Origin of the sequence: Saccharothrix algeriensis (assembly GCF_016907655.1) — a bacterium.
Lineage (GTDB): Bacteria > Actinomycetota > Actinomycetes > Mycobacteriales > Pseudonocardiaceae > Actinosynnema > Actinosynnema algeriense.
In genome coordinates this window covers 5,989,606-6,009,633 of sequence record NZ_JAFBCL010000001.1, presented here as the reverse complement: position 1 = coordinate 6,009,633, position 20,028 = coordinate 5,989,606, and the positions used below count along the sequence as shown (strand labels likewise).

Annotated in this window: 20 protein-coding genes; 7 read left to right on the top strand and 13 right to left on the bottom strand. The window is 75.1% G+C overall.

Annotated features, from left to right (window positions below):
* Nucleotides 1–210: 210 nt before the first annotated feature.
* The 4 genes from JOE68_RS27285 to JOE68_RS27270 form a co-directional block, all read right to left on the bottom strand.
* Entirely contained in the window at nt 211–1,236 is a 1,026-nt protein-coding gene (locus tag JOE68_RS27285; RefSeq protein ID WP_204845242.1) for an SPFH domain-containing protein, read from the bottom strand.
* The gene (locus JOE68_RS27280; protein ID WP_204845241.1) at nt 1,221–1,670 is read right to left on the bottom strand and encodes an NfeD family protein; all 450 of its coding nucleotides are present in this window, start codon (nt 1,668–1,670) and stop codon (nt 1,221–1,223) included. Before JOE68_RS27280 ends, JOE68_RS27285 begins: the two co-directional genes overlap by 16 nt.
* A gap of 146 nt (nt 1,671–1,816) precedes the next feature.
* Nucleotides 1,817–2,998 (bottom strand): PucR family transcriptional regulator, encoded by a 1,182-nt coding sequence (locus tag JOE68_RS27275; protein ID WP_204845240.1) that lies wholly within the window; start codon nt 2,996–2,998, stop codon nt 1,817–1,819.
* A gap of 66 nt (nt 2,999–3,064) precedes the next feature.
* Complete coding sequence (locus JOE68_RS27270) at nt 3,065–3,922, bottom strand: SAM-dependent methyltransferase (RefSeq protein WP_307819929.1); 858 nt, start codon at nt 3,920–3,922, stop codon at nt 3,065–3,067.
* A gap of 445 nt (nt 3,923–4,367) precedes the next feature.
* On the opposite strand from JOE68_RS27270, the gene JOE68_RS27265 reads away from it, so the two are divergent.
* Nucleotides 4,368–4,916 carry a DUF3040 domain-containing protein gene (locus JOE68_RS27265; protein ID WP_204845239.1) on the top strand — a complete coding sequence of 183 codons (549 nt, stop codon included), beginning with the start codon at nt 4,368–4,370 and terminating at the stop codon, nt 4,914–4,916.
* A 128-nt stretch (nt 4,917–5,044) separates the two neighbouring features.
* Here the strand turns inward: JOE68_RS27265 and JOE68_RS27260 are convergent, their stop codons facing one another.
* On the bottom strand, nt 5,045–5,269 hold the full coding sequence (locus tag JOE68_RS27260) for a hypothetical protein (RefSeq protein ID WP_204845238.1): 225 nt from the start codon (nt 5,267–5,269) through the stop codon (nt 5,045–5,047).
* 347 nt (nt 5,270–5,616) lie between these two features.
* Entirely contained in the window at nt 5,617–5,832 is a 216-nt protein-coding gene (locus JOE68_RS27255) for a hypothetical protein (RefSeq protein WP_204845237.1), read from the bottom strand.
* A gap of 385 nt (nt 5,833–6,217) precedes the next feature.
* On the opposite strand from JOE68_RS27255, the gene JOE68_RS27250 reads away from it, so the two are divergent.
* Complete coding sequence (locus JOE68_RS27250; RefSeq protein WP_204845236.1) at nt 6,218–8,023, top strand: glycoside hydrolase family 15 protein; 1,806 nt, start codon at nt 6,218–6,220, stop codon at nt 8,021–8,023.
* 237 nt (nt 8,024–8,260) lie between these two features.
* The gene (locus JOE68_RS27245) at nt 8,261–8,806 is read left to right on the top strand and encodes a copper chaperone PCu(A)C (RefSeq protein ID WP_204845235.1); all 546 of its coding nucleotides are present in this window, start codon (nt 8,261–8,263) and stop codon (nt 8,804–8,806) included.
* A gap of 99 nt (nt 8,807–8,905) precedes the next feature.
* Here JOE68_RS27245 and JOE68_RS27240 read toward each other — a convergent pair whose 3' ends face one another.
* Nucleotides 8,906–9,448, bottom strand: a complete 543-nt coding sequence (locus JOE68_RS27240; protein WP_204845234.1) for an HPP family protein — start codon at nt 9,446–9,448, stop codon at nt 8,906–8,908.
* A 183-nt stretch (nt 9,449–9,631) separates the two neighbouring features.
* Here JOE68_RS27240 and JOE68_RS27235 point away from each other — a divergent pair, with 183 nt between their 5' ends.
* Nucleotides 9,632–9,871 (top strand): hypothetical protein, encoded by a 240-nt coding sequence (locus JOE68_RS27235; RefSeq protein WP_204845233.1) that lies wholly within the window; start codon nt 9,632–9,634, stop codon nt 9,869–9,871.
* The gene (locus JOE68_RS27230; RefSeq protein ID WP_204845232.1) at nt 9,868–10,179 is read left to right on the top strand and encodes a DUF6766 family protein; all 312 of its coding nucleotides are present in this window, start codon (nt 9,868–9,870) and stop codon (nt 10,177–10,179) included. Before JOE68_RS27235 ends, JOE68_RS27230 begins: the two co-directional genes overlap by 4 nt.
* Here the strand turns inward: JOE68_RS27230 and JOE68_RS31990 are convergent.
* Both JOE68_RS31990 and JOE68_RS27220 read right to left on the bottom strand, forming a co-directional pair.
* On the bottom strand, nt 10,104–10,565 hold the full coding sequence (locus JOE68_RS31990; RefSeq protein WP_204845231.1) for an STAS domain-containing protein: 462 nt from the start codon (nt 10,563–10,565) through the stop codon (nt 10,104–10,106). The two genes, JOE68_RS27230 and JOE68_RS31990, sit on opposite strands and share 76 nt — an antisense overlap.
* Before the next feature lie 224 nt (nt 10,566–10,789).
* Nucleotides 10,790–11,860 carry an L-dopachrome tautomerase-related protein gene (locus tag JOE68_RS27220; RefSeq protein WP_307819928.1) on the bottom strand — a complete coding sequence of 357 codons (1,071 nt, stop codon included), beginning with the start codon at nt 11,858–11,860 and terminating at the stop codon, nt 10,790–10,792.
* Between the two features lie 437 nt (nt 11,861–12,297).
* Between JOE68_RS27220 and JOE68_RS27215 the strand changes: the two genes are divergently transcribed.
* Nucleotides 12,298–13,524 (top strand): cation:proton antiporter, encoded by a 1,227-nt coding sequence (locus JOE68_RS27215; RefSeq protein ID WP_307819927.1) that lies wholly within the window; start codon nt 12,298–12,300, stop codon nt 13,522–13,524.
* 100 nt (nt 13,525–13,624) lie between these two features.
* Here JOE68_RS27215 and JOE68_RS27210 read toward each other — a convergent pair whose 3' ends face one another.
* From JOE68_RS27210 to JOE68_RS27200, 3 genes are all read right to left on the bottom strand, one after another.
* The gene (locus JOE68_RS27210; RefSeq protein WP_204845230.1) at nt 13,625–14,716 is read right to left on the bottom strand and encodes an acetate/propionate family kinase; all 1,092 of its coding nucleotides are present in this window, start codon (nt 14,714–14,716) and stop codon (nt 13,625–13,627) included.
* On the bottom strand, nt 14,713–17,040 hold the full coding sequence (locus JOE68_RS27205) for a phosphoketolase family protein (RefSeq protein ID WP_204845229.1): 2,328 nt from the start codon (nt 17,038–17,040) through the stop codon (nt 14,713–14,715). Before JOE68_RS27205 ends, JOE68_RS27210 begins: the two co-directional genes overlap by 4 nt.
* A gap of 124 nt (nt 17,041–17,164) precedes the next feature.
* Nucleotides 17,165–17,473 (bottom strand): DUF3140 domain-containing protein, encoded by a 309-nt coding sequence (locus JOE68_RS27200; RefSeq protein WP_204845228.1) that lies wholly within the window; start codon nt 17,471–17,473, stop codon nt 17,165–17,167.
* 233 nt (nt 17,474–17,706) lie between these two features.
* Here JOE68_RS27200 and JOE68_RS27195 point away from each other — a divergent pair, with 233 nt between their 5' ends.
* Nucleotides 17,707–18,222 (top strand): mycothiol transferase, encoded by a 516-nt coding sequence (locus JOE68_RS27195; protein ID WP_204845227.1) that lies wholly within the window; start codon nt 17,707–17,709, stop codon nt 18,220–18,222.
* Nucleotides 18,223–18,427: 205 nt separating this feature from the next.
* On the opposite strand, the gene JOE68_RS27190 is transcribed toward JOE68_RS27195, so the two are convergent.
* The gene (locus JOE68_RS27190) at nt 18,428–19,696 is read right to left on the bottom strand and encodes an MFS transporter (RefSeq protein ID WP_204845226.1); all 1,269 of its coding nucleotides are present in this window, start codon (nt 19,694–19,696) and stop codon (nt 18,428–18,430) included.
* Between the last annotated feature and the right edge of the window lie 332 nt (nt 19,697–20,028).

Here is a 20,028-nt window from a genome sequence, read left to right as displayed (position 1 = left end):
CCGGGTGAGGACTCCCGGGACGGCGCCACCTGGCGGCGGCCGGGACAGGCCCGGGGCGCGGCTTCCCGTCCGGGCCGGTCCACCCGCGGTGACGGCACAGCGGCGAACGCGCCCGCGGGGCGGACGAGCGCACCGGAGCACGCCTTGGTCGGCAGCGCTCCGGTGCGGTGATCGGCCCCCGTGCGGGGACCGCCCCTGATCGGGGGTGGGTCAGGCGGAGGCGGGCGCCGCGGGCGCCCGGCTCGCGATCTCGGCGTCGGCGACGGCCTCGGCCGCGGCTTCCGCGGCGCGGTTGGCGTCGTCGGCGGCCTGGGCCGCGGCGTGGTCGGCCGGGCCGGCGGCGGGTCCGGTGGCCGGGACCCTGGGCAGGGTCTCGGTGAAGGCGCGGGAGATCCCCTGGAGCGCCGAGGTGACCTCGCTGGGGATGACCCAGAAGGTGTTGCCGGCGCCCTGCGCCAACTGCGGCAGCGTCTGCAAGTACTGGTAGGCCAGCAGCTTCGGGTCGGGGTCGTTGCGGTGCACGGCCTGGAACACCTGGTCGATCGCCCGCGACTGGCCCTCGGCCTTGAGGATCTCCGCCGCCCGCTCGCCCTCGGCGCGCAGCACGGCGGCCTGCTTGTCGCCCTCGGCGGTCAGGATCTGCGACTGCCGCTGCCCTTCCGCGGTGAGGATGGCGGCGCGCTTGTCCCGCTCGGCGCGCATCTGCTTCTCCATCGCGTCCTTGATGGTGCGCGGCGGGTCGATGGCCTTGATCTCCACCCGGTTGACCCGCAGCCCCCACTTGCCGGTGGCGTCGTCGAGCACGCCCCGCAGCTGGCTGTTGATGGTGTCGCGGGAGGTCAGCGTGCTCTCCAGGTCCATGGAGCCCACCACGTTGCGCAGCGTCGTGACGGTCAGCTGCTCGACGGCCTGCAGGTAGCTGGCGATCTCGTAGAACGCCGCCCGCGGGTCGGTCACCTGGAAGTACAGCACCGTGTCGATCTCCACCACGAGGTTGTCCTCGGTGATGACCGGCTGCGGCTGGAACGACACCACCTGCTCGCGCAGGTCGATCGCCGGGTGCACCCGGTCGATGAACGGGATCACCACGTTGAGCCCGGGTTGCAGCGTGCGCTGGAACCGCCCCAACCGCTCCACGTTGCGCGCCCGCGCCTGGGGCACGATCCGCACCGCGCTCAACACCACCAGCACCACCAGCAGCGCGATGAGCACACCGACGATCACTGAAGCTTCCACGACCCACTCCCCGGGTAGACGTACGCGGTGCTGCCGCTGATCCGCAGGACCTCCGCGGTGGCGCCCTCGGGGATCACCAGGGCGTCGTCGAACGGCCGCGCCGTCCACTCCTCCCCCGCGATCCGCACCCGGCCCCCGTGCCGCGTCACCTCGCGCAGCACGGGACCGGACTCGCCCACGAGCGCGTCGACGCCGAAGCGCGCGGACGCGGCTGCGCGCCGGTGGCGCCGGGCGAGCGGGCGCAGCAGCACCAGGCCCAGGACCGAAGCGAGCGCGAACACCGCGAACTGCGCCGCGACGGGCAGGCCGATCCCGGCGGCCCCGGCGGTGAGCAACGCGGCGCCGCCGAGGACGCCCAGCGCGCCGGTGAGGCTGAACAGCTCTACCACCCCGAGCAACAACGCCATCGAGGACCACACGAGCCAAGCGTGCACGCGACACCTCCTCCACGACTGGCAGCGACTTCGACTTCGTGCCTTTGACCTGCCTTTATGCTCTCCCGACCGGACTGGGGGGACAACGCGTGAACCAGGCCGACCCGGAACCGCCCCGGTTGCCGGTTCCCGGCAACCGGGGTCGGTCACGGCGCCGCGGCCGGCGGCCAGTCGAGCAGCTTGGCCCCGAGCACCGCGACGTGCAGCGACAGGGCCTGCGACGGGTCCTCCACCGAGTAGCCGGTCAGTTCCCGGACGCGCTGCAGGCGGTAGGTCACCGTCCGGACGCCCACCTGCAACTCCCGTGCGCAGGCCGCCGCCACCTGCCCGGCGGCGAAGTAGGCCGACAGCGTGGCCAGCAGCGGGCCGGCCCCTCCCCGCACCTCGCGCAGGGGTTCCAGCACCACCGACACCAGGTCGGCCAGGGCGGCGCTGTCGCGCAGCAGGACCTGGTAGACCAGCAGGTCGTCGGCCCGGTGCACGCGGCCGGGCAGCGCCAGGCGCTCGGCGATGTCCAGCGCGTGCCTGGCCTGCTCGAAGGAGCGCACCACGCCGCCCGGCCCGGACTGGGCGCGACCGACACCGACCCACCACGTCGAGGCGTCCCCCAGGGCCGCGGCCACCTGCCGCGTGAACTCGTCGAGGACGCCGGCCATGGTGTCCGGGACGACGCAGACCAGCAGGCCGGCCTTGGTGGTGATGAGGACGTCGCGGGAGTCCAGGCGCAGGTGCAGCGAGGTCTCCACCGCCCTGGCCACCTCGCCGCCGTCGACCACCGGCTCCGGGCAGTGCGCCGCCGCCACGACGTTGCTGCCCGCCAACCGCAGCCCGAAGCGCTCCGCCCGCTCGGCCAACTGCCCCAGGTTGCGCCCGTCGAGCAGGTCGTCGACGAACTCCCGGCGGAACGACTCCTCCTGGCGCACCGACCAGCGCTGCGCCTTCTCGTAGCCCTCCGCGACCGCCATGACCGCCGCGTCGGCCGCTTTGAACACCGCCTCCCCCAGCTCGCGCAGCACGTCCGGGTTCCTCGCCCGCCGCACGCCGGACAGCAGCGGCCAGGCCAGCCACGTGGCGCTCAGGTACATGTCGATCACCCCGCGCAGGGGCACCCCCTGCGCCGCCGCGCGGGCGCCGACGTCGTGGCGCACCCGCAGCCGGTCCGGTCCGGACGGGCGACCGGACGCGCTGACCTCGTCCAGGTCGGCGAGGTAGCCGTCGAGCAGTTCGACGGGCACGCCGTGCGCCTGCCGGCTCGCCCGCCCGGCAACACCGGCCCACAGCTCAGCGGTGTCGCCGCGCGCGGGCCCCGGCCTTCTGGCTCGTGCCATGTGTCCCACTTCCGCAGTCGTCGGTCGGGGTCGGCGCAGCGGGTGGTCCGCGCCGGGGTGGGTTGTTCACGGCTTCTCGGCCAACACCGTCCTCTCCCAGGGCGACACCGGCACCTCGCGGCCGGTGGGCCGCACGTAGCGCGCCCGGAACTCCTCGGCCCCGACGTCCTCCACCTTCCACCAGCCGTACCGCGCCAGCAGGGCGCCCACGTCGCGCGGGCGCAGCCCGATCCGCCACAGGCGCTGCCGGGTGACGAACCGGTGGTGCGGCGCGGCGGCCCCGTGCGCGTCGCTGCCGTCGATGAAGTCGTGCCGGACGTAGGTGAACACCAGCCTGCTGCCCGGCGCCGCGCCGGCCAGGAAGTCGAAGGTGCGGCGGAAGCCCTCCTCGGTCAGGTACTGGGTCACCCCTTCCCACACGAACAGGCACCGCTGCCCGACCCGGTGGCCGCGGGCGACCAGCGCGGCGCCCAGGTCGCCGGTGTCGAAGTCGACCGGCACGAGCGTCACGCGCTCGCACGCCCCCAGCCGCCTGCGCTTGCGGTCGACGTTGGCCGCGAGGTCCACTTCGAACGCCGACGCGCCCGCGGGGGCCACCAGGCGGTGCGCACGGGTGTCCAGGCCGGACCCCAGGACGACCGCGCACCCGATGCCGTCGCCCAGCGCCCGCACCACCTGCTCGTCGATGTAGCGCTTGCGGCAGGCGACGCCTCCCCAGACACCGGGGGCGGCGCCCTCGAAGAGCCTGATCAGCCACTCGCGCAGCACGGGGTGGCGGGCCGACCCCGCCACCCACCGCGACACCGGGGGCAGCACCGAACCCGCCAGCGGGTCGTCGAGCAGGCGGCGCCCGGGCGGGTAGTGCTGCTCCACCGCCGCGATCACCATGGGTCCGGCGGCGGTGCCCGCCGCTCCGCTCACCACGGCCGGCGCTCCTCACCGGTCGGGCGCGGGCGGCCCGCGCCCGTGTCGCGCCGCCGATCCCCCTCCGGCGGGGTGCGGGAGCGGTCACGACCGGTTGCCCCGCGACAGGCGGCGACGTGCGCGGCCATGGGTGGCCTCCGTTCCCGGGCGACAGCGGATTCCCCGCCGACCAGGCTTCCCGGCACACCGATGACGATCGTAGCGCCCCCGACGCGCGGATCCGTGTCGAGTGGACTCCCGCTCGGCGGCGGCGGTCGCACATCCGGGTGCGCAGGGCCGGGACGCCTGCGGCGACCGGCCCCCGACTTGCCGACCTCCGGCAAGCAACCGGGCTCTTGCCCACCTGCTCCGCACCTGGTCGCCCGCCGCCCGGCGGGCGACCATGGCGGGGACCGCCCACCCGGCCGGTGGCGACGCCGGCCCGAGGTTGACGGAAGGAGTCGGCGTGCGATGGTTGTTGTGGCTCGTGTCGGCCGCCCTGCTGCTGGCGGTGTCGGGTTCCACCGCTGCCGTGCGATGGGACCTGGTGCTGCTCACCGTGCTCGCCGTCGGCCTGCTGGGCGTCGGGTACGGCGCGCGGCACCGGTGTCGGACCCGGCTGCTCTACCACCGCGGGGGCGAGGACCGGCCACGTGCCGTCCACGCCGCGGCCCGCGCCGACCCCACCGGGCTCCGCCCGCACGAGCGACGCCGGCTGCGCGCGATCGAGCGGGCGCTGGAGGACGAGGACCCCGAGTTCGCCGAACGCCTCCGGAGGACCCCGGGCCTGCCGGGTCACCGGGCGGACGGGCGGCTCACCGCCGTGGCCGTGTTCGGGGTGGTGCTGGTGGTGGTCGGCCTGCTGTCCGACCCGCCGTTGGCCCTGATCGGCCTGCTGATCACCGTGTCGGCTTTCGGCGTCCGACTGCTGCTGTCCGCGCGACGACCCCGGGACCCGGCGTCCGGGCCCGACGACGAACCACCGCACGGCCACGACCGGGGCGCGCCGGTATGACCGCTCCACGACGGGGGAGGCGCGGCGCCGCAGGCGCCCGGCCACGAGCGCCGGTGGCCGCGGCCCGGCCGGACCGCCGCGGGCGCCGGTCCGCGGGCGGGGCTGCCGCCCGCGGACCGGCGCCGGCCTCACTCGGCGGCCTTCTCCAACTCGACCAGCGCCGCGGCCAGTGCGAAGTACTTGCTCGTGCCCAGGTCGCGGACGGACTTGATGCCGAAGGCGGACTCCAGCTTCTCCGCGTCAGCGCCGCTGACCCCGGCCAGCGCGGCCACCGGCGCGTCGAGCACCTCGGACACGCCCAGGCCCTCGTAAGCCTTGTCCAGCTGCTTGTCCAGGTTCACGGAAACAGCCACAGGTGGTACCCCTCCACGGGTAGTCGATCATGGACTTCCCCACCCTATCGGGTTATATGCCGCTTTAGTCCGCCCATGCCCCGAACAGACCAGGCGCTGCGACGGCCACCCCCGGCGACCTCGCGCTACCGCAGCGCACCCGACCACCCACCGCCCGCCGTGTCACCGCTGCCGGTGCGGGCGCGGCCGGTCGACGTCCCGCGCCCGCCGCCCGGCGACCCCGAACCCGGAGCCCCGCCGGCCGACCTCGGCCCGCGACGGCGTCGTTCACGACCTCGGCCCGGGTTCCCTCGCCCTGCCGGGTGATCGTGACGGTCACCCGCGCGCCCGGCGCGTGCCGGGCGGCGTCAGGCGTCGACCAGCAGCCGGTCGAGGCGGTGGCGGGCGAGGTGGTGCAGCATCTCGGCGAGGGCTTCGCGGACGACCTGGCCCTCGAGGTCGCGGCGGGCGGCGAGCACCGTGCCGGCCACCGCCTCCCGGGACAGGGCGCCGCCGAACTCGGCGGTCAGCCTGCCGACGGCTTCCAGGCAGTACTGGTCCGGCTGCTCCTGCTGGGTGGGCACGGGACCTCCAACGCTCGTGGTGTCTGCTCCCAGGATGCCTCCGTCGTGGCAGGCCCGACCTGACGACTGGCTGACGATGGAGCCGGCCGTCCCGGGCGGGTGCCGCTCACGGGCCGGCCCCGCCGGTGGGCGGGTGCTCGCGCGCCCTCCTCCGGCCCGCCGGGGTCCGTGCCCGGTGCGGCGCGGTTCGTGCGGTTCGTGCGGTTCGTGACATGGGACGGGGCATCGGGGGTAGTCCCGAGGCATGTGCGCGCCAACCGTCGTCCCCGCAACCACGGGGTCACCGCAGTCGGTCGAACCCGTCGATCCCGCGCCGGAGCGGGATCGACGGGTTCGACCCGGCGGCGCGGTGGTCGTCGTCGAGCCCGCCGGGAGGCGCTGACCGATGCCCTCGCCGATCGAGGACTACGCCCTGCTCGGAGACCTGCAGACCGCCGCCCTGGTCGGCCGGGACGGCAGCGTCGACTGGCTGTGCCTGCCCCGGTTCGACTCCCCGGCCTGCTTCGCCGCGCTGCTGGACGACGTGGACGCCGGGCGCTGGCAGCTCGCCCCGGCGACCGGCGGCCCGGCCACCCGGCGGCGCTACCGCGGCGACTCCCTGGTGCTGGAGTCGGAGTGGGACACCCCGCACGGCACGGTGCGCGTGGTCGACTGCATGCCGCCGCGCGGCGAGGCCGCCGACGTGGTGCGCGTGGTGGAGGGCGTGTCGGGCAGCGTGCCGATGCGCATGGACCTGCGGCTGCGCTTCGACTACGGCAACGTCGTGCCCTGGGTCCGCCACCACGACGGGGCGCTGGCCGCGATCGCCGGGCCGGACGCGGTGTGGCTGGAGGCGGGCGTCCCGGTGCACGGCCACGACCTGACCACCACCGCCGAGTTCGAGGTGCGCGCCGGGCAGCGCGTGCCGTTCGTGCTCACCCACACCGCCTCCCACCTGCCCCGCCCGCACGCCGTCGACGCCGCGCGGGCCATCGGCGACACCGAGGACTTCTGGGCCGCCTGGATCGGCCGCTGCACCTACCGCGGCCCGTGGGGGGACGCGGTGCGGCGGGCCCTGGTCACGCTCAAGGCCCTGACCTACGCCCCCACCGGGGGCATCGTCGCCGCGGCCACCACCTCGCTGCCCGAGCAGTGGGGCGGCCCCCGCAACTGGGACTACCGCTACTGCTGGCTGCGCGACGCCACGTTCACCCTCCAGGCGCTGCTGGGCACCGGGTACGTCGCCGAGGCACGGGCCTGGCGCGAGTGGCTGGTGCGCGCGGTGGCGGGCGACCCGGCGAAGCTGCAGATCATGTACGGCCTGGACGGCAGCCGCCGGCTGCCGGAGGCGGAGCTGCCCTGGCTGTCCGGCTACGAGGGCGCCTCGCCCGTCCGGGTGGGCAACGCCGCGGCCGACCAGTTCCAGCTCGACGTGTGGGGCGAGGTCCTCGACGGCCTGCACCTGGCCCGCGAGGCCGGTCTGCCGGCCACCGACACCGCCTGGGACCTCCAGCGGGCGCTGCTGGACCACCTGGAGGGCCACTGGTCCGACCCGGACAACGGCCTGTGGGAGGTGCGCGGCCCGCGCCGCCACTTCACCCACTCCAAGGTCATGGCCTGGGCCGGGCTCGACCGCGCCGTGCACACGGTCGAGCACCACGGGCTGCCCGGGCCGATCGGGAGGTGGCGGGAGGTTCGCGACCGCATCCACGCCGAGGTCTGCGACCGGGGCTACGACCCCGAGCGCAACACCTTCACCCAGTTCTACGGCTCGCAGGGCCTGGACGCGTCCCTGCTGCTCATCCCGCGCGTCGGTTTCCTGCCCTGGGACGACCCGCGCGTGCGGGGCACGGTGGACGCGGTGCGCCGCGAGCTGTGCTTCGACGGGTTCGTGCTGCGCTACCGCACCGACGCCGACGGCGGCGTGGACGGCCTGCCCGGGGCCGAGGGCGCGTTCCTGGCCTGCACGTTCTGGCTCGCCGACGCCTTGCACGGCACCGGCCGCGCGGCCGAGGCCCGGGAGCTGTTCGAACGCCTGCTCGACCTGCGCAACGACGTCGGCCTGCTCAGCGAGGAGTACGACCCGACCACCGGGCGCCACATGGGCAACACACCCCAGGCGTTCAGCATGGAAGGTCTGGTCAACACCGCTCGCCGGCTCGCCGGCGCCTCCACCCGCACCTCCGCCGGCAAGGACGAGCAGGCCCTGTGACGGCGCCGCCCGCCGGCTGACCCGGTGGCGGCGGATCCCTCCCGGCGTCCGGGATTCCGGTCGCGGCCGAGGTCGGGTGCCCTCGGGCCTGCTCGGACGCTGCGGCGTCGCCACGCGAGGAGGACGGCGGGGTCGGCTTGGCGGGGTCGCGTTCACCACGCGCGTCCCGGAGCTTGCGATCGCCTGACGAGGCCGTCACACGTGCTCCGCCGTGGGCGTGCCGGGTAGCCGAGGGGCATGAACAGGATCGGCACTCTGGGAATCACGACCGCGGCGGTGGCCGCGGTGCTCGCGTCGTGCGGTGAACCGCAGCGGGTGCTGGAGAGCGGCACGATGGGCACCAACGCCGAGGTCGGCGACGTGGTGCTGCGCAACGTGTTCGTCCAAGCGCCCGGCGACAGCTCCTACCGGCCCGGTGAGGACGCCGTGGTGCGGCTGGCGATGTTCAGCGATTCGGACCGGCCGGACGCGCTGCTGGGCGTGCGCTCGCGGAGCGCGGGCGCGGTGGAGTTGCGCTCCGATGCCGACTGCGACGGCTCCAGCGAGACGGTGCCGCGCATCCCCGTGCCCGCCGAGGGCGCCGTGGGCGAGCCCGGCGGCGTGGACCTGGCCTACCACCTGCGCGTCGTGGACTTCTCCGAGGAAGTCCAGGCCGGCACCACCGTTCCGCTGACCTTCGACTTCGAGAACGCGGGCGAGGTCACGGTGGAGGCGATGGTGGAGGCCGTCGACGACGGCGACGTGCCGCCACCCACCCGCTGCGCCACGGCCACCGGGAGCTGACGGCAGGAGCGCTTCCCGCGCGGCACCGCCCCGGCGGCCGCGGTGGGCCGACCGCCGACGAGGTCGCCGACCCGGCGGTGGCGTGCCCTCGGCGCGCCGTCACCGCCACAGCGGTTGCCGCACGCCGAGCAGGCGGTTGAGGGCCACGCCGAGCACGGTCACCAGCAGCACCCCCACCGCGATGGCGAGCAGTTCGCGGGTCGAGGTGAGCAGGCCCAGGCTGACGATCAGCGTGGTCGCCCCGGCCGGCGGGTGCGGGCAGTCCAGCAGCCGCAGGACCAGGGCGGTCAGGGCGACCGAGAGGGCGGCGGCGCCGACGCGGGCGCCCGTGACGCCCTCCTGGGTGACCGGTGGGTGGTCGGTCAGGCCGAACAGGGCCAGGCACCCGGCGCCCGCGAGGATCGCCACGCCGTGCCCGATCAGGCTGCTGCGGGGTGCGGCGGACCGCTGCCGGGGCGATTCGAAGAACAGCATGACGGTCGGGCCGAGGCTGGGGAACAGGTAGGGCTGCTCGACGAGCAGGGCGATCCCGCCCACGGCGGCCAGGACCGCCAGGCACAGCGCGAAGGCGTAGCCGGCGGCGCCGAGGCGGCCCGCTCGCCGTTCGGCGGCTCCCAGCGCGCCACCGGGTCCTTCGCTCACGCCGCCCGCCCGGCCGCGCCGGGGGCCGGGGGCGCGGCCTGCCCGACGCGGGTGCGCGGCAGTCCCGGGTAGGTGGCCAGGTGCATGGTTCAGCCCTCCTGCGCGGACCCGCGTTCGGGTGCGGGGCGGGGTCCGTTGGCCGGTCGACACCGCGTTCCCCACCGTAACCGGGGGCAGCGGGCCGTGCAGGACTTCACCTCTGCGGTCTCCGACGGGGACGGGGCGCGGGCCTGCGGGCTGCTCACCGAGCAGGCCCGCGAGAACGCCGACTGCGCCGCCCTGGGGGTCCCGGGCGGCCCGGTGGAGCAGGTCGAGGTGCGGGGTGGGCGGGCCGTGACGCAGCGCGGGATGTTCCACGCCTACCTGGTCGGCGTGTCGGTCCTGCTGGTGTGCTTCGGCGTGATCGGGTTGGTGGGCATGTGAAGCGGTTCCTGCGCGACAACGGCCTGGGCCTGTTCTTCGGCCTGCTGTTCCCGGCGTCGCTGGTCGGCCAGGCGTTCGCCGGCAACGCCGACCTCAACGAGCGCCGGCTGACCGACGGCGGCGACCCGATCGGCCTGGGGGCCTACGTGCTGTCCTCGGACTTCGCGGTCGACGTCGCGGAGAACTGGCAGTCGGAGTTCCTGGCCATCGGCTCGATGGTGGTCTTCAGCGTCTACCTGCGCCGGCGCGGGTCCTCCCAGTCCAAGCCGGTGGGCAGCCCGCACACCGACACCGACGAGAACGGCTGATCGGCGACCGGGCCCGCTGCCAGGCCGCGCACCGCCGCCACGGCGCGGTCGACGTCCGGGCGCACCGTGAGCACCTCGCGCATCCCGGTGATGTCCAACGGCTTGAGCACGGCGTGGTGGTCGGCGGCGACGGCGAACACCGCACCGCGCTCGTGGGCGTGTTGAGCGGCTTCGGCCAACAACGCCAATCCGTTGGACGCCAGGAACGACACCCCGGTCAGGTCCAGCACGGCCACCGGCACGGCGGTCTCCAGCCACCCCAGCACCTCGGCGCGCACACCGGGCGCGGTCGCCATGTCGATCTCACCCGCGACGCGCAGCAACGGCACGCCACCCCGCGCCCCGGCGGACACCGACACGTTCACAGCCGATTCGTCTTGACCCACCGGACAACCTTCCGAAGACCCGATCCCACGACGACGGGCTGGCTGCTCAACCCCGGCGCGAACGCACCGACCACGGCAACGACCGGTTCCCACCGCGGGATTCCCGCCATCGCCGCCACGTGACCCACCACACCAACGGCTCGGGGACGTGCACATCCGACTTTCCCGGGGTTCGGCAGGCGTCCGCGCGGTCGGGCGGCCACTTCCCGTCCGCGGGGCGCGGGCTACCGGAGCCGGACCGGTCCTGCGTCGATGGGCACGCGGAACAGGTGGTACGGCTTGCGCCTGCGGTCCTGGCCGCCCTGGTACTTGGCCTGGCGGTGGAGCTGGTTGGCGGTGACGTAGAGGTGGCCGTCGGCGACCGACATCGTGTCCGGCCACAGCAGGCGCGGATCGTGGGCGACGGCCTCGAACGTGCCGTCCGGGAGCCTGCGCAGCACGGCGTCGTGCTCGTAGTCGGTCAGGTAGAGCCGGCCGGCGTCGTCGGTCTCCAGGCCGTCGGAACCGCCGCCCTTGTCGCCCTCGTCCACGACCTGCTCGCCCACCTCGTCGTCGGGCAGCGACCGGTCCAGCAGAGCGCTGGTGGGCACGCTGTACCAGCGGCGCGAGGCCAGCGGGCAGTAGTGCAGGCGCGATCCGTCGGCGCTGATCGCGATGCCGTCCGCGCCCATGGTGACCGGTTCCGGCGCGCCCTCGGCGGGGCGCTCCAGGAACGGCGCGCCTTCCACGACCGGGCGGAAGCCCTCCAGGGGCTCGGCCTTGGTGGAGGGGTGGTCGTGCAGCCTGCGCCACGACTCGCCGCTGCCCAGGTCCACCACGATGATCCCGTTGGGACCGGAGTCGGCCGAGTCGGTGATGTAGGCGACCCCGGCCTCGCCGCGGCGCAGGTCGAACCGCACGTCGTTGAGGTAGGTCGTCTCCAGGGCCACTTCGCGCGGGAAGGTGATCACCTGGGCGACGGTGTCGGTGGCCAGGTCGACGCGCACCAGCTTCGGGCCGCCCGGCTTCGTGGGCCGGAACAGCGGGCTGCCGGTGTCGAGCACCCACAGCCGGTCGGCGGGGTCGACCACGATGCTCTGCACCGACACGAACGCGTGCGGGTCGTCGTCGGACGACGGCGAGTTCCACGCCTGGTCGGGGAACGGCGCCTCGGCGCCGTCGCGCAGCTCCACCACGGTCGCGGGGACCTCGTCGCCCCACTTCGGGAAGTTCACGAAGATCCGCCCGGTGTGCGACACGCTCACCCCGGTGGGCATCGGACCGGTGAACTCGTGCACCACTTCCAGTTCTTCCACGGGAACGCTCCTCACTGCGCCGGCAGGCGCCGGGACTGTTCGGGCGACCGCGCCGAGTGGGCGGCGTCGCTCGCCGGCCCGCCGTGGGCGGGCAGCCGGCCCCCGTCGTCGGTCACGGTTCCCACCTACCCCGGCAGGAGCGGGCCAACCCCGGCGGGTCGTGGCGGCAGGTGCGATCCGCCCGCGTTCGGGTATCCCCACGGAACCCGCCCGGCCCGAGGAGGAGAGCGATGGCACGACCGAACCCACCGCAACCCACGTCCCCGCAGCCCGCGCAGCCCACGCCGGGCACGGAACCGCCGGTTCCGCCGACGCCCAACCCGCCCGACCCGACCACGCCCGAACCGCCCACCCCCAGCCGCTGAGGGAGGGCGGGTACGGCGGTCGGACCCCCTGCCGGGATCGGTTCCGCCGGCGTCGGTCCCGAGTGAGGAGGGGTGCCCGTAGTGAGCCTGGTGCTGGCCTTCGGCGTGGTGATGCTGGTCAGCGTGGCCCTGTCGGGCCTGGCGGCGCGCACGGTGCTGTCGACGGCGCTGATGGTGCTGCTCGCCGGCGCGCTGCTGGGCCAGGGCGGGTTCGGCCTGGTCGAGATCCCCTCCGACAGCGGCGTGGTGTCCGCGCTGGCCGACCTGGCGCTGTTCACCGTGCTGTTCACCGACGGGCAGCGCGCCGGGCTGCCCGCGTTGCGCCAGGAGTGGCGCAGCTCGGGCAAGGCCCTGGGCATCGGGATGCCGCTGGCCATGGTCGGCATCGCGCTGCCCGCCCACTACCTGGCCGGGCTGGACTGGCCCACCGCCTTCCTGCTGGGCGCGATCCTGTCCCCCACCGACCCGGTGTTCGCCTCCGCCATCGTGGGCCGCGCCGACGTGCCCCTGCGGCTGCGGCGCCTGCTCAACGTCGAGTCCGGCCTCAACGACGGCCTGGCCCTGCCCTTCGTCCTGATCTTCCTCGCCGCCGCCTCCCACGAGACCGCCCACCCCGGCACCATCGCCCTCGAACTCGCCCTCGGCCTGCTGCTCGGCGTCGCGGTCCCGGCGCTGGTCGCGCTGGCGCTGCGCCTGCCCCTCCTCGGCGCGGAACCGCGCCTGCAAGCCCTGGGCCCGCTGTCGGTGGGCATCGTGGTCTACGCCGCGGCCGACCTGACCCACGCCAACCCCTACCTCGCCGCGTTCGCCGCGGGCTCCACCATCGCCACGCTCGCCCCCGCCGCCGCCCAGCGGTTCGAGCACTTCGGCGACCTGCTGTCGGAAACCACCAAGTTCGCCGCCCTGCTCGTCTTCGGCGCCCTGATCACCCCCGAACGCCTCTCCCACCTCAGCCCCGGCGACTGGCTGGTGCCCGTGGTCGCCATCCTGCTCGTGCGACCGCTGTCGATCGCCGTCTCCCTGCTGCGCAGCAGGCTGACCGGGCGGGAACGCGCCGCGGCGGCCTGGTTCGGCCCCAAGGGGTTCGCCTCGGTCGTCTACGGCCTGCTCGTCCTGCAGTCCGGGCTGCCCGAGGCCGCGCACGTGTTCGACCTGGTCGCCGTCACCATCGCCCTGTCGATCGTCCTGCACTCCTCCTCCGACGTCCCGGTGGCCAAGGCGCTGCGCATCGAACCGCCCGACGACCTGCCGGCCGGCGGGTCGGGCGGCCCGACCCGGCCCTCGCCGGACGCGACCTGACCGGCCCCCGGATCACCACCGGGCGCCGTGCCCGCCGCCCCGGGCGACCGCCACGACGCTTTCCGGCGGTTCGATCAGGACCTCGCGCCGGGACCGGTGCTCACAGCGCGCTCAGGGTGTCGCGGCAGAGCTGCAGCTCTTCGCGCGGCTTCACGACCAGCACCGGCACGGCGGCGCCGGGCGGGCTGACCGGCCCGTCGCCGTCCGGTGGGGTGGTCAGGTCGCCGGGGACGCCGAGCAGGGACAGGCCGGCCACGACGTCGGCGCGGACCTCCGGTTGGTCCCAGCCGATCTCGCCGGTGAACACCAGGGCGTCGAGCCGGTCCAGCGAGGTGGCCGCGGCGGCGAGCTCGCGCCGCGCGCGGTGGGCGAACACGCGCAGCGCCAGCGCCGCCGCCGGGTCCTCCCCGGCGGCGGCGACCAGGTCGCGGGTGTCGCCCGACCGGCCGCCGGACAGCCCCAGCAGGCCGGATTCGTGGTTGAGGCCGTGTTCGAGGGCGTCCAGGTCGACCCCGTTGCGCAGCAACCACAGCAGCATCCCGGGATCGACGCTGCCCGAGCGCTTCGACATCGCCACGCCCTCCAGCGGCGTGAAGCCCATCGAGGTGTCCACGCTGCGGCCCCCGCGCACCGCGCACACCGAGCAGCCGCCGCCCAGGTGGGTCATCAGCACGCTCAGCCCGTCGGCGGGCCGGTCGAGGATCCGCGCCGCCCGGTCCAGCGCCCACCGGTAGGACAGGCCGTGGAAGCCGTAGCGGCGCAGGCCGTGGCGCTCGCGCCACCGGGCGGGCAGCGGGTAGGTGGCGGCGACCTCGGGCAGGTCGGCGTGGAAGGCGGTGTCCGGGCACAGCACGTGCGGCACGTCGGGCAGCCGCCCGCGCAGCACGTCCAGCAGCCGCAGGGCGGGCGGCACGTGCAGCGGCGCCAGCGCCTCGGCGCGCCGGGCCGCCCCGACCGCGGCGTCGTCGACGACGGTCGGCGCGCGCAGGTCGGGGCCGCCGTGCACGAGCCGGTGGCCGACCGCGACGACGCCGTCCGCGTCGGCCGACAGCTCGTCCAGGGCGCGGCGGGTGTCGTCGGAGTCCGGCGGGCCCTCCACGTCGACGGAGCCCACGACCTCCTCGGAACCGGCGTCGACCAGGTGCGCCTTGAGGCTGTTCGACCCGGCGTTGACGGTCAGGACAGCGGTCACGCGCCCCACCGCCACTCGGTGATCTCCCGGGAGTCCACGCCGTCGCGGTGGGCGGCCTCGCGCAGCTCGTCGCGCTCGGCCAGCACCGCGGTGTCGTCGCGGCCGGTGCGGCGCAGCGCGTCGGCGGCCAGGTCGTGCCGGCTCATGCCGTTGCCGACCAGCAGGTCGAACGGCGTGGTGGTGGTGCCCTCCTCCAGGTAGCCGTGCACGTGGAACCGCTCGGTGTCGGGCCGGCCGTGCAGCGTCTCGTGCACCGCCGAGGGGTAGCCGTGGAAGCCGAACACCACCGGGACGCCCTCGGGGAAGCACGCGGCGAAGTCCTCGTCGGCCAGGCCGTGCGGGCGCCGGTCGGCGGGCGCCAGGGACAGCAGGTCCACGACGTTGACCACGCGCACGGTCAGGTCGGGCGCGCGCTCGCGCAGGATCGACGCCGCCGCCAGCACCTCGACGGTGGGGATGCCGCCCGCGCACGCCAGCACCACGTCCGGGTCGCCGTCGCCGTGGCCCGCCCACTCCCACGTGCCCGCGCCTGCCGCGCAGTGCCGCTCGGCTGCTGCCAGGTCCAGCCACTGCGCGCCCGCGTTCTTGCCCGCGACCACCAGGTTGATGCGGTCGGTCGAGGCCAGGCAGTCCCGCAGCGTCACCAGCAGCGTGTTCGCGTCCGGCGGCAGGTAGACGCGCGCGGTCGACGCCTTCCTGGTCAGCAGGTTGTTGAGGAACCCCGGGCCCTGGTGGCTGTAGCCGTTGTGCTCCTGCCGCCAGCCCTCGCTGGTCAGCAGGTGGTTCATGCTCGCCACCGGCTCCCGCCACGCCACCTCGCCGGACACCTTGAGGAACTTGGCGTACTGGTTGACCATGCTGTCCACGATCGGGGCGAACGCCTCGTAGCACGGGAACAGCCCGTGCCGCCCGGTCAGCAGGTAGCCCTGCAACCAGCCCTGGCACAGGTGCTCCGACAGCACCTCCAGCACCCGCCCGCCCGGCGCGACGTGCTCGGCCGTGCCCGGCAGCGGCCAGGTGAACCCGCGGTCGGTGGCCTCCAGCAGCGCGCCGAGCCTGTTGGACTCCAACTCGTCGGGGCAGACCACGCGGAAGTCGCGGCGGTCCTCGGTGGCCCGCACCAGCTCCGCCAGCCACCGCCCCGCCACCCCCGTCGGGCTCGCCGTGCCGCCGCCCGGCTCGGCCACCTCCACCGCGAACGGCGCGAGGTCGGGCAGCGGCAGGTCCCGGCGCAGCCGGCCGCCGTTGGCCTCGGGCGCCCGCCCCAACCTCAGCTCCTCCGGCGGCAACGCGGCGAGCAGGTCCTCGTGCGGGCGGCCGTCGGCGTCGAACAGCTCCTCGGGCCGGTAGGACCGCAGCCACCGCTCCAGCAGCGCGAACTCCGCGTCGTCCTCGTGCACCCCGCCCAGCGGCACCTGGTGCGCGCGGAACGTGCCCTCCAGCGGCTTCCCCCCGGCGTCGCGCGCGGGCACGCCCCAGCCCTTCGGGGAGCGCAGCACCAGCATCGGCCACACCGCCCGCTCACCGGGCCGCCACCGCTCCCGCACCGCGGCGATCCCGCCGTGCGCCAGGTCCAGCGCCTCCGCCAGCAACCCGTCCGGGTCGTCCGTCGCGGTCACGTCCACCACGTGCGGCGACCAGCCCGCGCCGCGGAAGTAGGCGACCAGCTCCTCGTCGGACATGCAGCCGTAGACCGTGGGCGAGGAGATCTTGTAGCCGTTGACGTGCAGCACCGGCAGCACCGCGCCGTCGGTGCGCGGGGACAGGTACTTGTTCGCGTGCCACGAACCGGCCGTGGGACCGGTCTCGGCCTCCCCGTCGCCGACCAGGCACGCCACCAGCAGGTCCGGCTTGTCCAGGGCCGCGCCGAACGCCGTGGCCAGCGCGTAGCCCAGCTCGCCGCCCTCGTGGAGCACGCCCGGCACCTCCGGCGAGAGGTGGCTGGGGAAGCCGCCGGGCCAGGAGAACCGGCGCACCAGCTCGGCCAGCCCCGCCCCGTCCCGGCTCAACGCGGGATCCAGCCGCGCGTGCGTGCCCTCCAGCCACAGGTTCGCGTGCACGGCGGGCGCGCCGTGGCCGGGGCCGGTGACCAGCAGCGTCCGCTGCCCGGTCCGCCGCACCAGCCCGTTGAGGCCGCCGTAGAGGAAGGTGATGCCGGGGCACGTGCCCCAGTGGCCCAGCAGCCGCGGCTTGAGGTGCTCCCGCCGCAGCGGCTCGCGCAGCAGCACGTTGTCCTTCAGGTAGATCATCGCCGCCGCGGCGTAGTCGCACGCCCGCCGGTAGCGTTGGACGGCCTCGGTTTCGCGGGTCTGCGTGGTCGTCATGCGCCCGGATTCCCCGAGGTCACCCGTGGCACACCACGGCGAGGGCGAAGGAGCGCGGATCGCAGCGGGAGCGCCCGGGGATCCACGGGCGATGCGGCGGGGACTGCGCGAAGTCCGTGCGGCGTCAGTCCTTCAGGGGGTCGTGCCCCCAGTTCATCAGCGAGTAGCGCCACTTGGTGTGCTCGACGTCCCCGTCCGGGCGCTGGGCGAGGTGCCGGTGGACGTAGCCGACGACCTTGCGCATGTGCGCCTGGTCGTCCTCGGTCAGGTCGCCCTTCTTCGTGCGCAGCAGCTCCACGATCCGCCGGCCGGACTCGTGGCCGACCGACTCGCCGCCGTCGGACTGGCCCACCGACTTCGACTCGTCGGTCCCCAGCCACCGCTCCAGCTCGGCCGCCGTCATGTTCACGGCCTCGTCGAACTCGCCGCTCACGACCCCTCCCCCGCCACGTCCCCGCCGCGAGCCCGGCGTCGCGGCCCTTCCGCTGAACCCATGCGAGGAGTCTGTGCCGTCACGGCCGGCCTTGCACGACGGTGGGCCGCCGATCCGGTGCGCCGCGCGCGATGTTCACCCGGCGGGGTGGTCGCGACCACCGCGTGCCGCGCAGCCGCCCGGCGCGGGCCTGCGCGGGCGGGGAGGGCCGGATCGCTGGAGAATGGGCGCCCATGGACGAGGTCACCGCGGTCGACGTGTTGCTGGACGGGTTCGGGCGGGTCCGCGAGTCCGCGGAACGCGTGCTGGACGGCCTGACGCCCCAACAGCTGACCCACCGGGTCGGCGGCACGGCCAACCCGATCGCCTGGCTGGTCTGGCACCTCACCCGCGTGCAGGACGACCACGTGGCCGAGGTCGCCGGCGCCGAGCAGCTCTGGACCGCCGACGGCTGGGCCAAGCGCTTCGACCTGCCGCTGCCCACCGGCGACACCGGCTACGGGCACGACGGCAACCAGGTAGCCGCCGTCACCGCGCCCGCCGACCTGCTGCTCGGCTACCACCGGGCGGTGCACGAGCGCACCGGCTCGTACGTGCGCGGTCTGAGCGCCGAGGACCTGGCCCGGGTCGTGGACGACTCGTGGGACCCGCCCGTCACCCTGGCCGTGCGGCTGCTCAGCGTCATCGAGGACGACCTCCAGCACGTCGGCCAAGCCGCCTTCGTCCGCGGAACCCTGCCCGGCGCCTGACCCGTGCCCGCTCCGACGGCGGCGTGGCGGCGCGGGCCGCCGGCCGTCGCCGCGCTCCCGGGCCCTCCCGGGGCTCCGGCCCGCGGGGACGGCCCGGAACAGCCGATCGGCGGAAACCGTTCCGGGGCAGCGGTTGCCCGATGGCGTCCTCTCCGGGTGGGGCAGGGCCGGCTCCGCCCCACCCGGAGGGGCCCGGACCGCGGGATCAGGTCTGCCCGGCCGGCTGCCGCGACCTGGACCGGCTGGTCAGCAGGAGGTGCACCGCGACGAGGACCACCGGGACGGCGATGAGGCGGGCCAGCCACGGGTAGCCCCAGGCGTCGAGGACGGCGCCCGACGGGTAGGCGGCCAGTGCCGCGGCCAGCTGCATCAGCAGGTCCGACACACCTTGGGCGTGGGGCCGCGAGGGCTTGTCCACCGACTCGGTGAGCAGCGCCGAGCCCGCGACGAAGCCCGCCGACCACCCGAGCCCGAGGACCACCAGGCCGATCACGATCCCGGTCACGGCGTGGCCGTGGGTCGCCTGGAGGATCAGGCACGACAGCAGGAGCATGGCCAGTCCCAGGCCCAGGACCGCCCGTGCCCCGAAGCGGTCCACCAGCCAGCCGAACAGCGGTGACAGCAGGAACATGCCCGCGAGGTGCGCGCTGATGGCGAAGCCGACGACGTCGAGCGACCCGCCGCCGTGGTGCAGGTGCAGCGAAGCCATGTTCATGCCCGAGACCATGACCGCGTGGACGACCGCCACGGCGATGACGGCCCGGCGCGCCTCGGGGGTCCGCACCAGGAGCCGCAGGGTGGGCAGCAGCCGACTCGCCCGGTGCGCTTGGGGGTCGCCGCTCGCCAGCGAGCGGGCCAGCAGGAGCGGGTCGGGGCGCAGCCACGCGAACGCGGCCGCGCCGGAGAGCGCGAGCCCGAGGGCGATGACGAGGAACGGCCCCGTGAACACCGGCAGGCCGATCGCCTGCGCGACCTTGTCCGACGGTCCGGCGAGCAGCGGCCCGGCGACCCCGCCGAAGGTCGACGCCCAGACGACGATGCCGATGGCGCGCCCGCGGTGTCGCGGCTCGGCCAGGTCGGTGGCCGCGAAGCGGGCCTGGAGGCCGGCCGCGACCGCGGCGCCGACCAGGGTGGTGCCCACGAGCACCATGGCGAACACCTGGGCCACGCCGCCGAGGACCACGAGCACGGCGCCGATGCCCGCGACCAGGTAGCCGGAGACGACACCGACCCGACGGCCGCGGCGAACGGTCAGCTCCGCCAGCGGCACGGCGGCGAGGACCCCGCCCGCGATGGTGGCGGCTTGGGCCAGGCCGGCGAGCGCCGGCGAGGACGTGAAGTCCTGGACGAGCAGGGCGGTGACCGGCGAGGCCATCGCCATCACCACCGCGAAGATGACCTGAGTGCCGAGCAGCACTCGTATGGTGCGCCGTTGGACGGCGGGGACGTCGATGGTCACTGCGTTGGCTGGCACGCGACTTCTCCCTTGTGGTGGTCGCACCAGGGGTCATCCACCGGGCAGCCGGCGGAAAACCCCTGGGGCGACTGACGAACGGGCCGACGACCGGACCGCGTCATCCACAGGTGTCACACCCCTGCGCGGGTGAGGCGCCGTGGCCGGGCAGGCGGCGGACACGGCATCGGCGCGGCGTCCCGGTGGTGTTCGGGGGGAGGTCCCCGACCGACCGGATCGCGCGCGAGCAGCGGGTGTCACCGGTGGCGGCCCGTCGCCGGCCGGCCCTCGTGGCGGCGTTGTCGTTGCCGCACGGGGGAAAGGTCTTCGGTGGCCGGGTCGGTGACGACCCG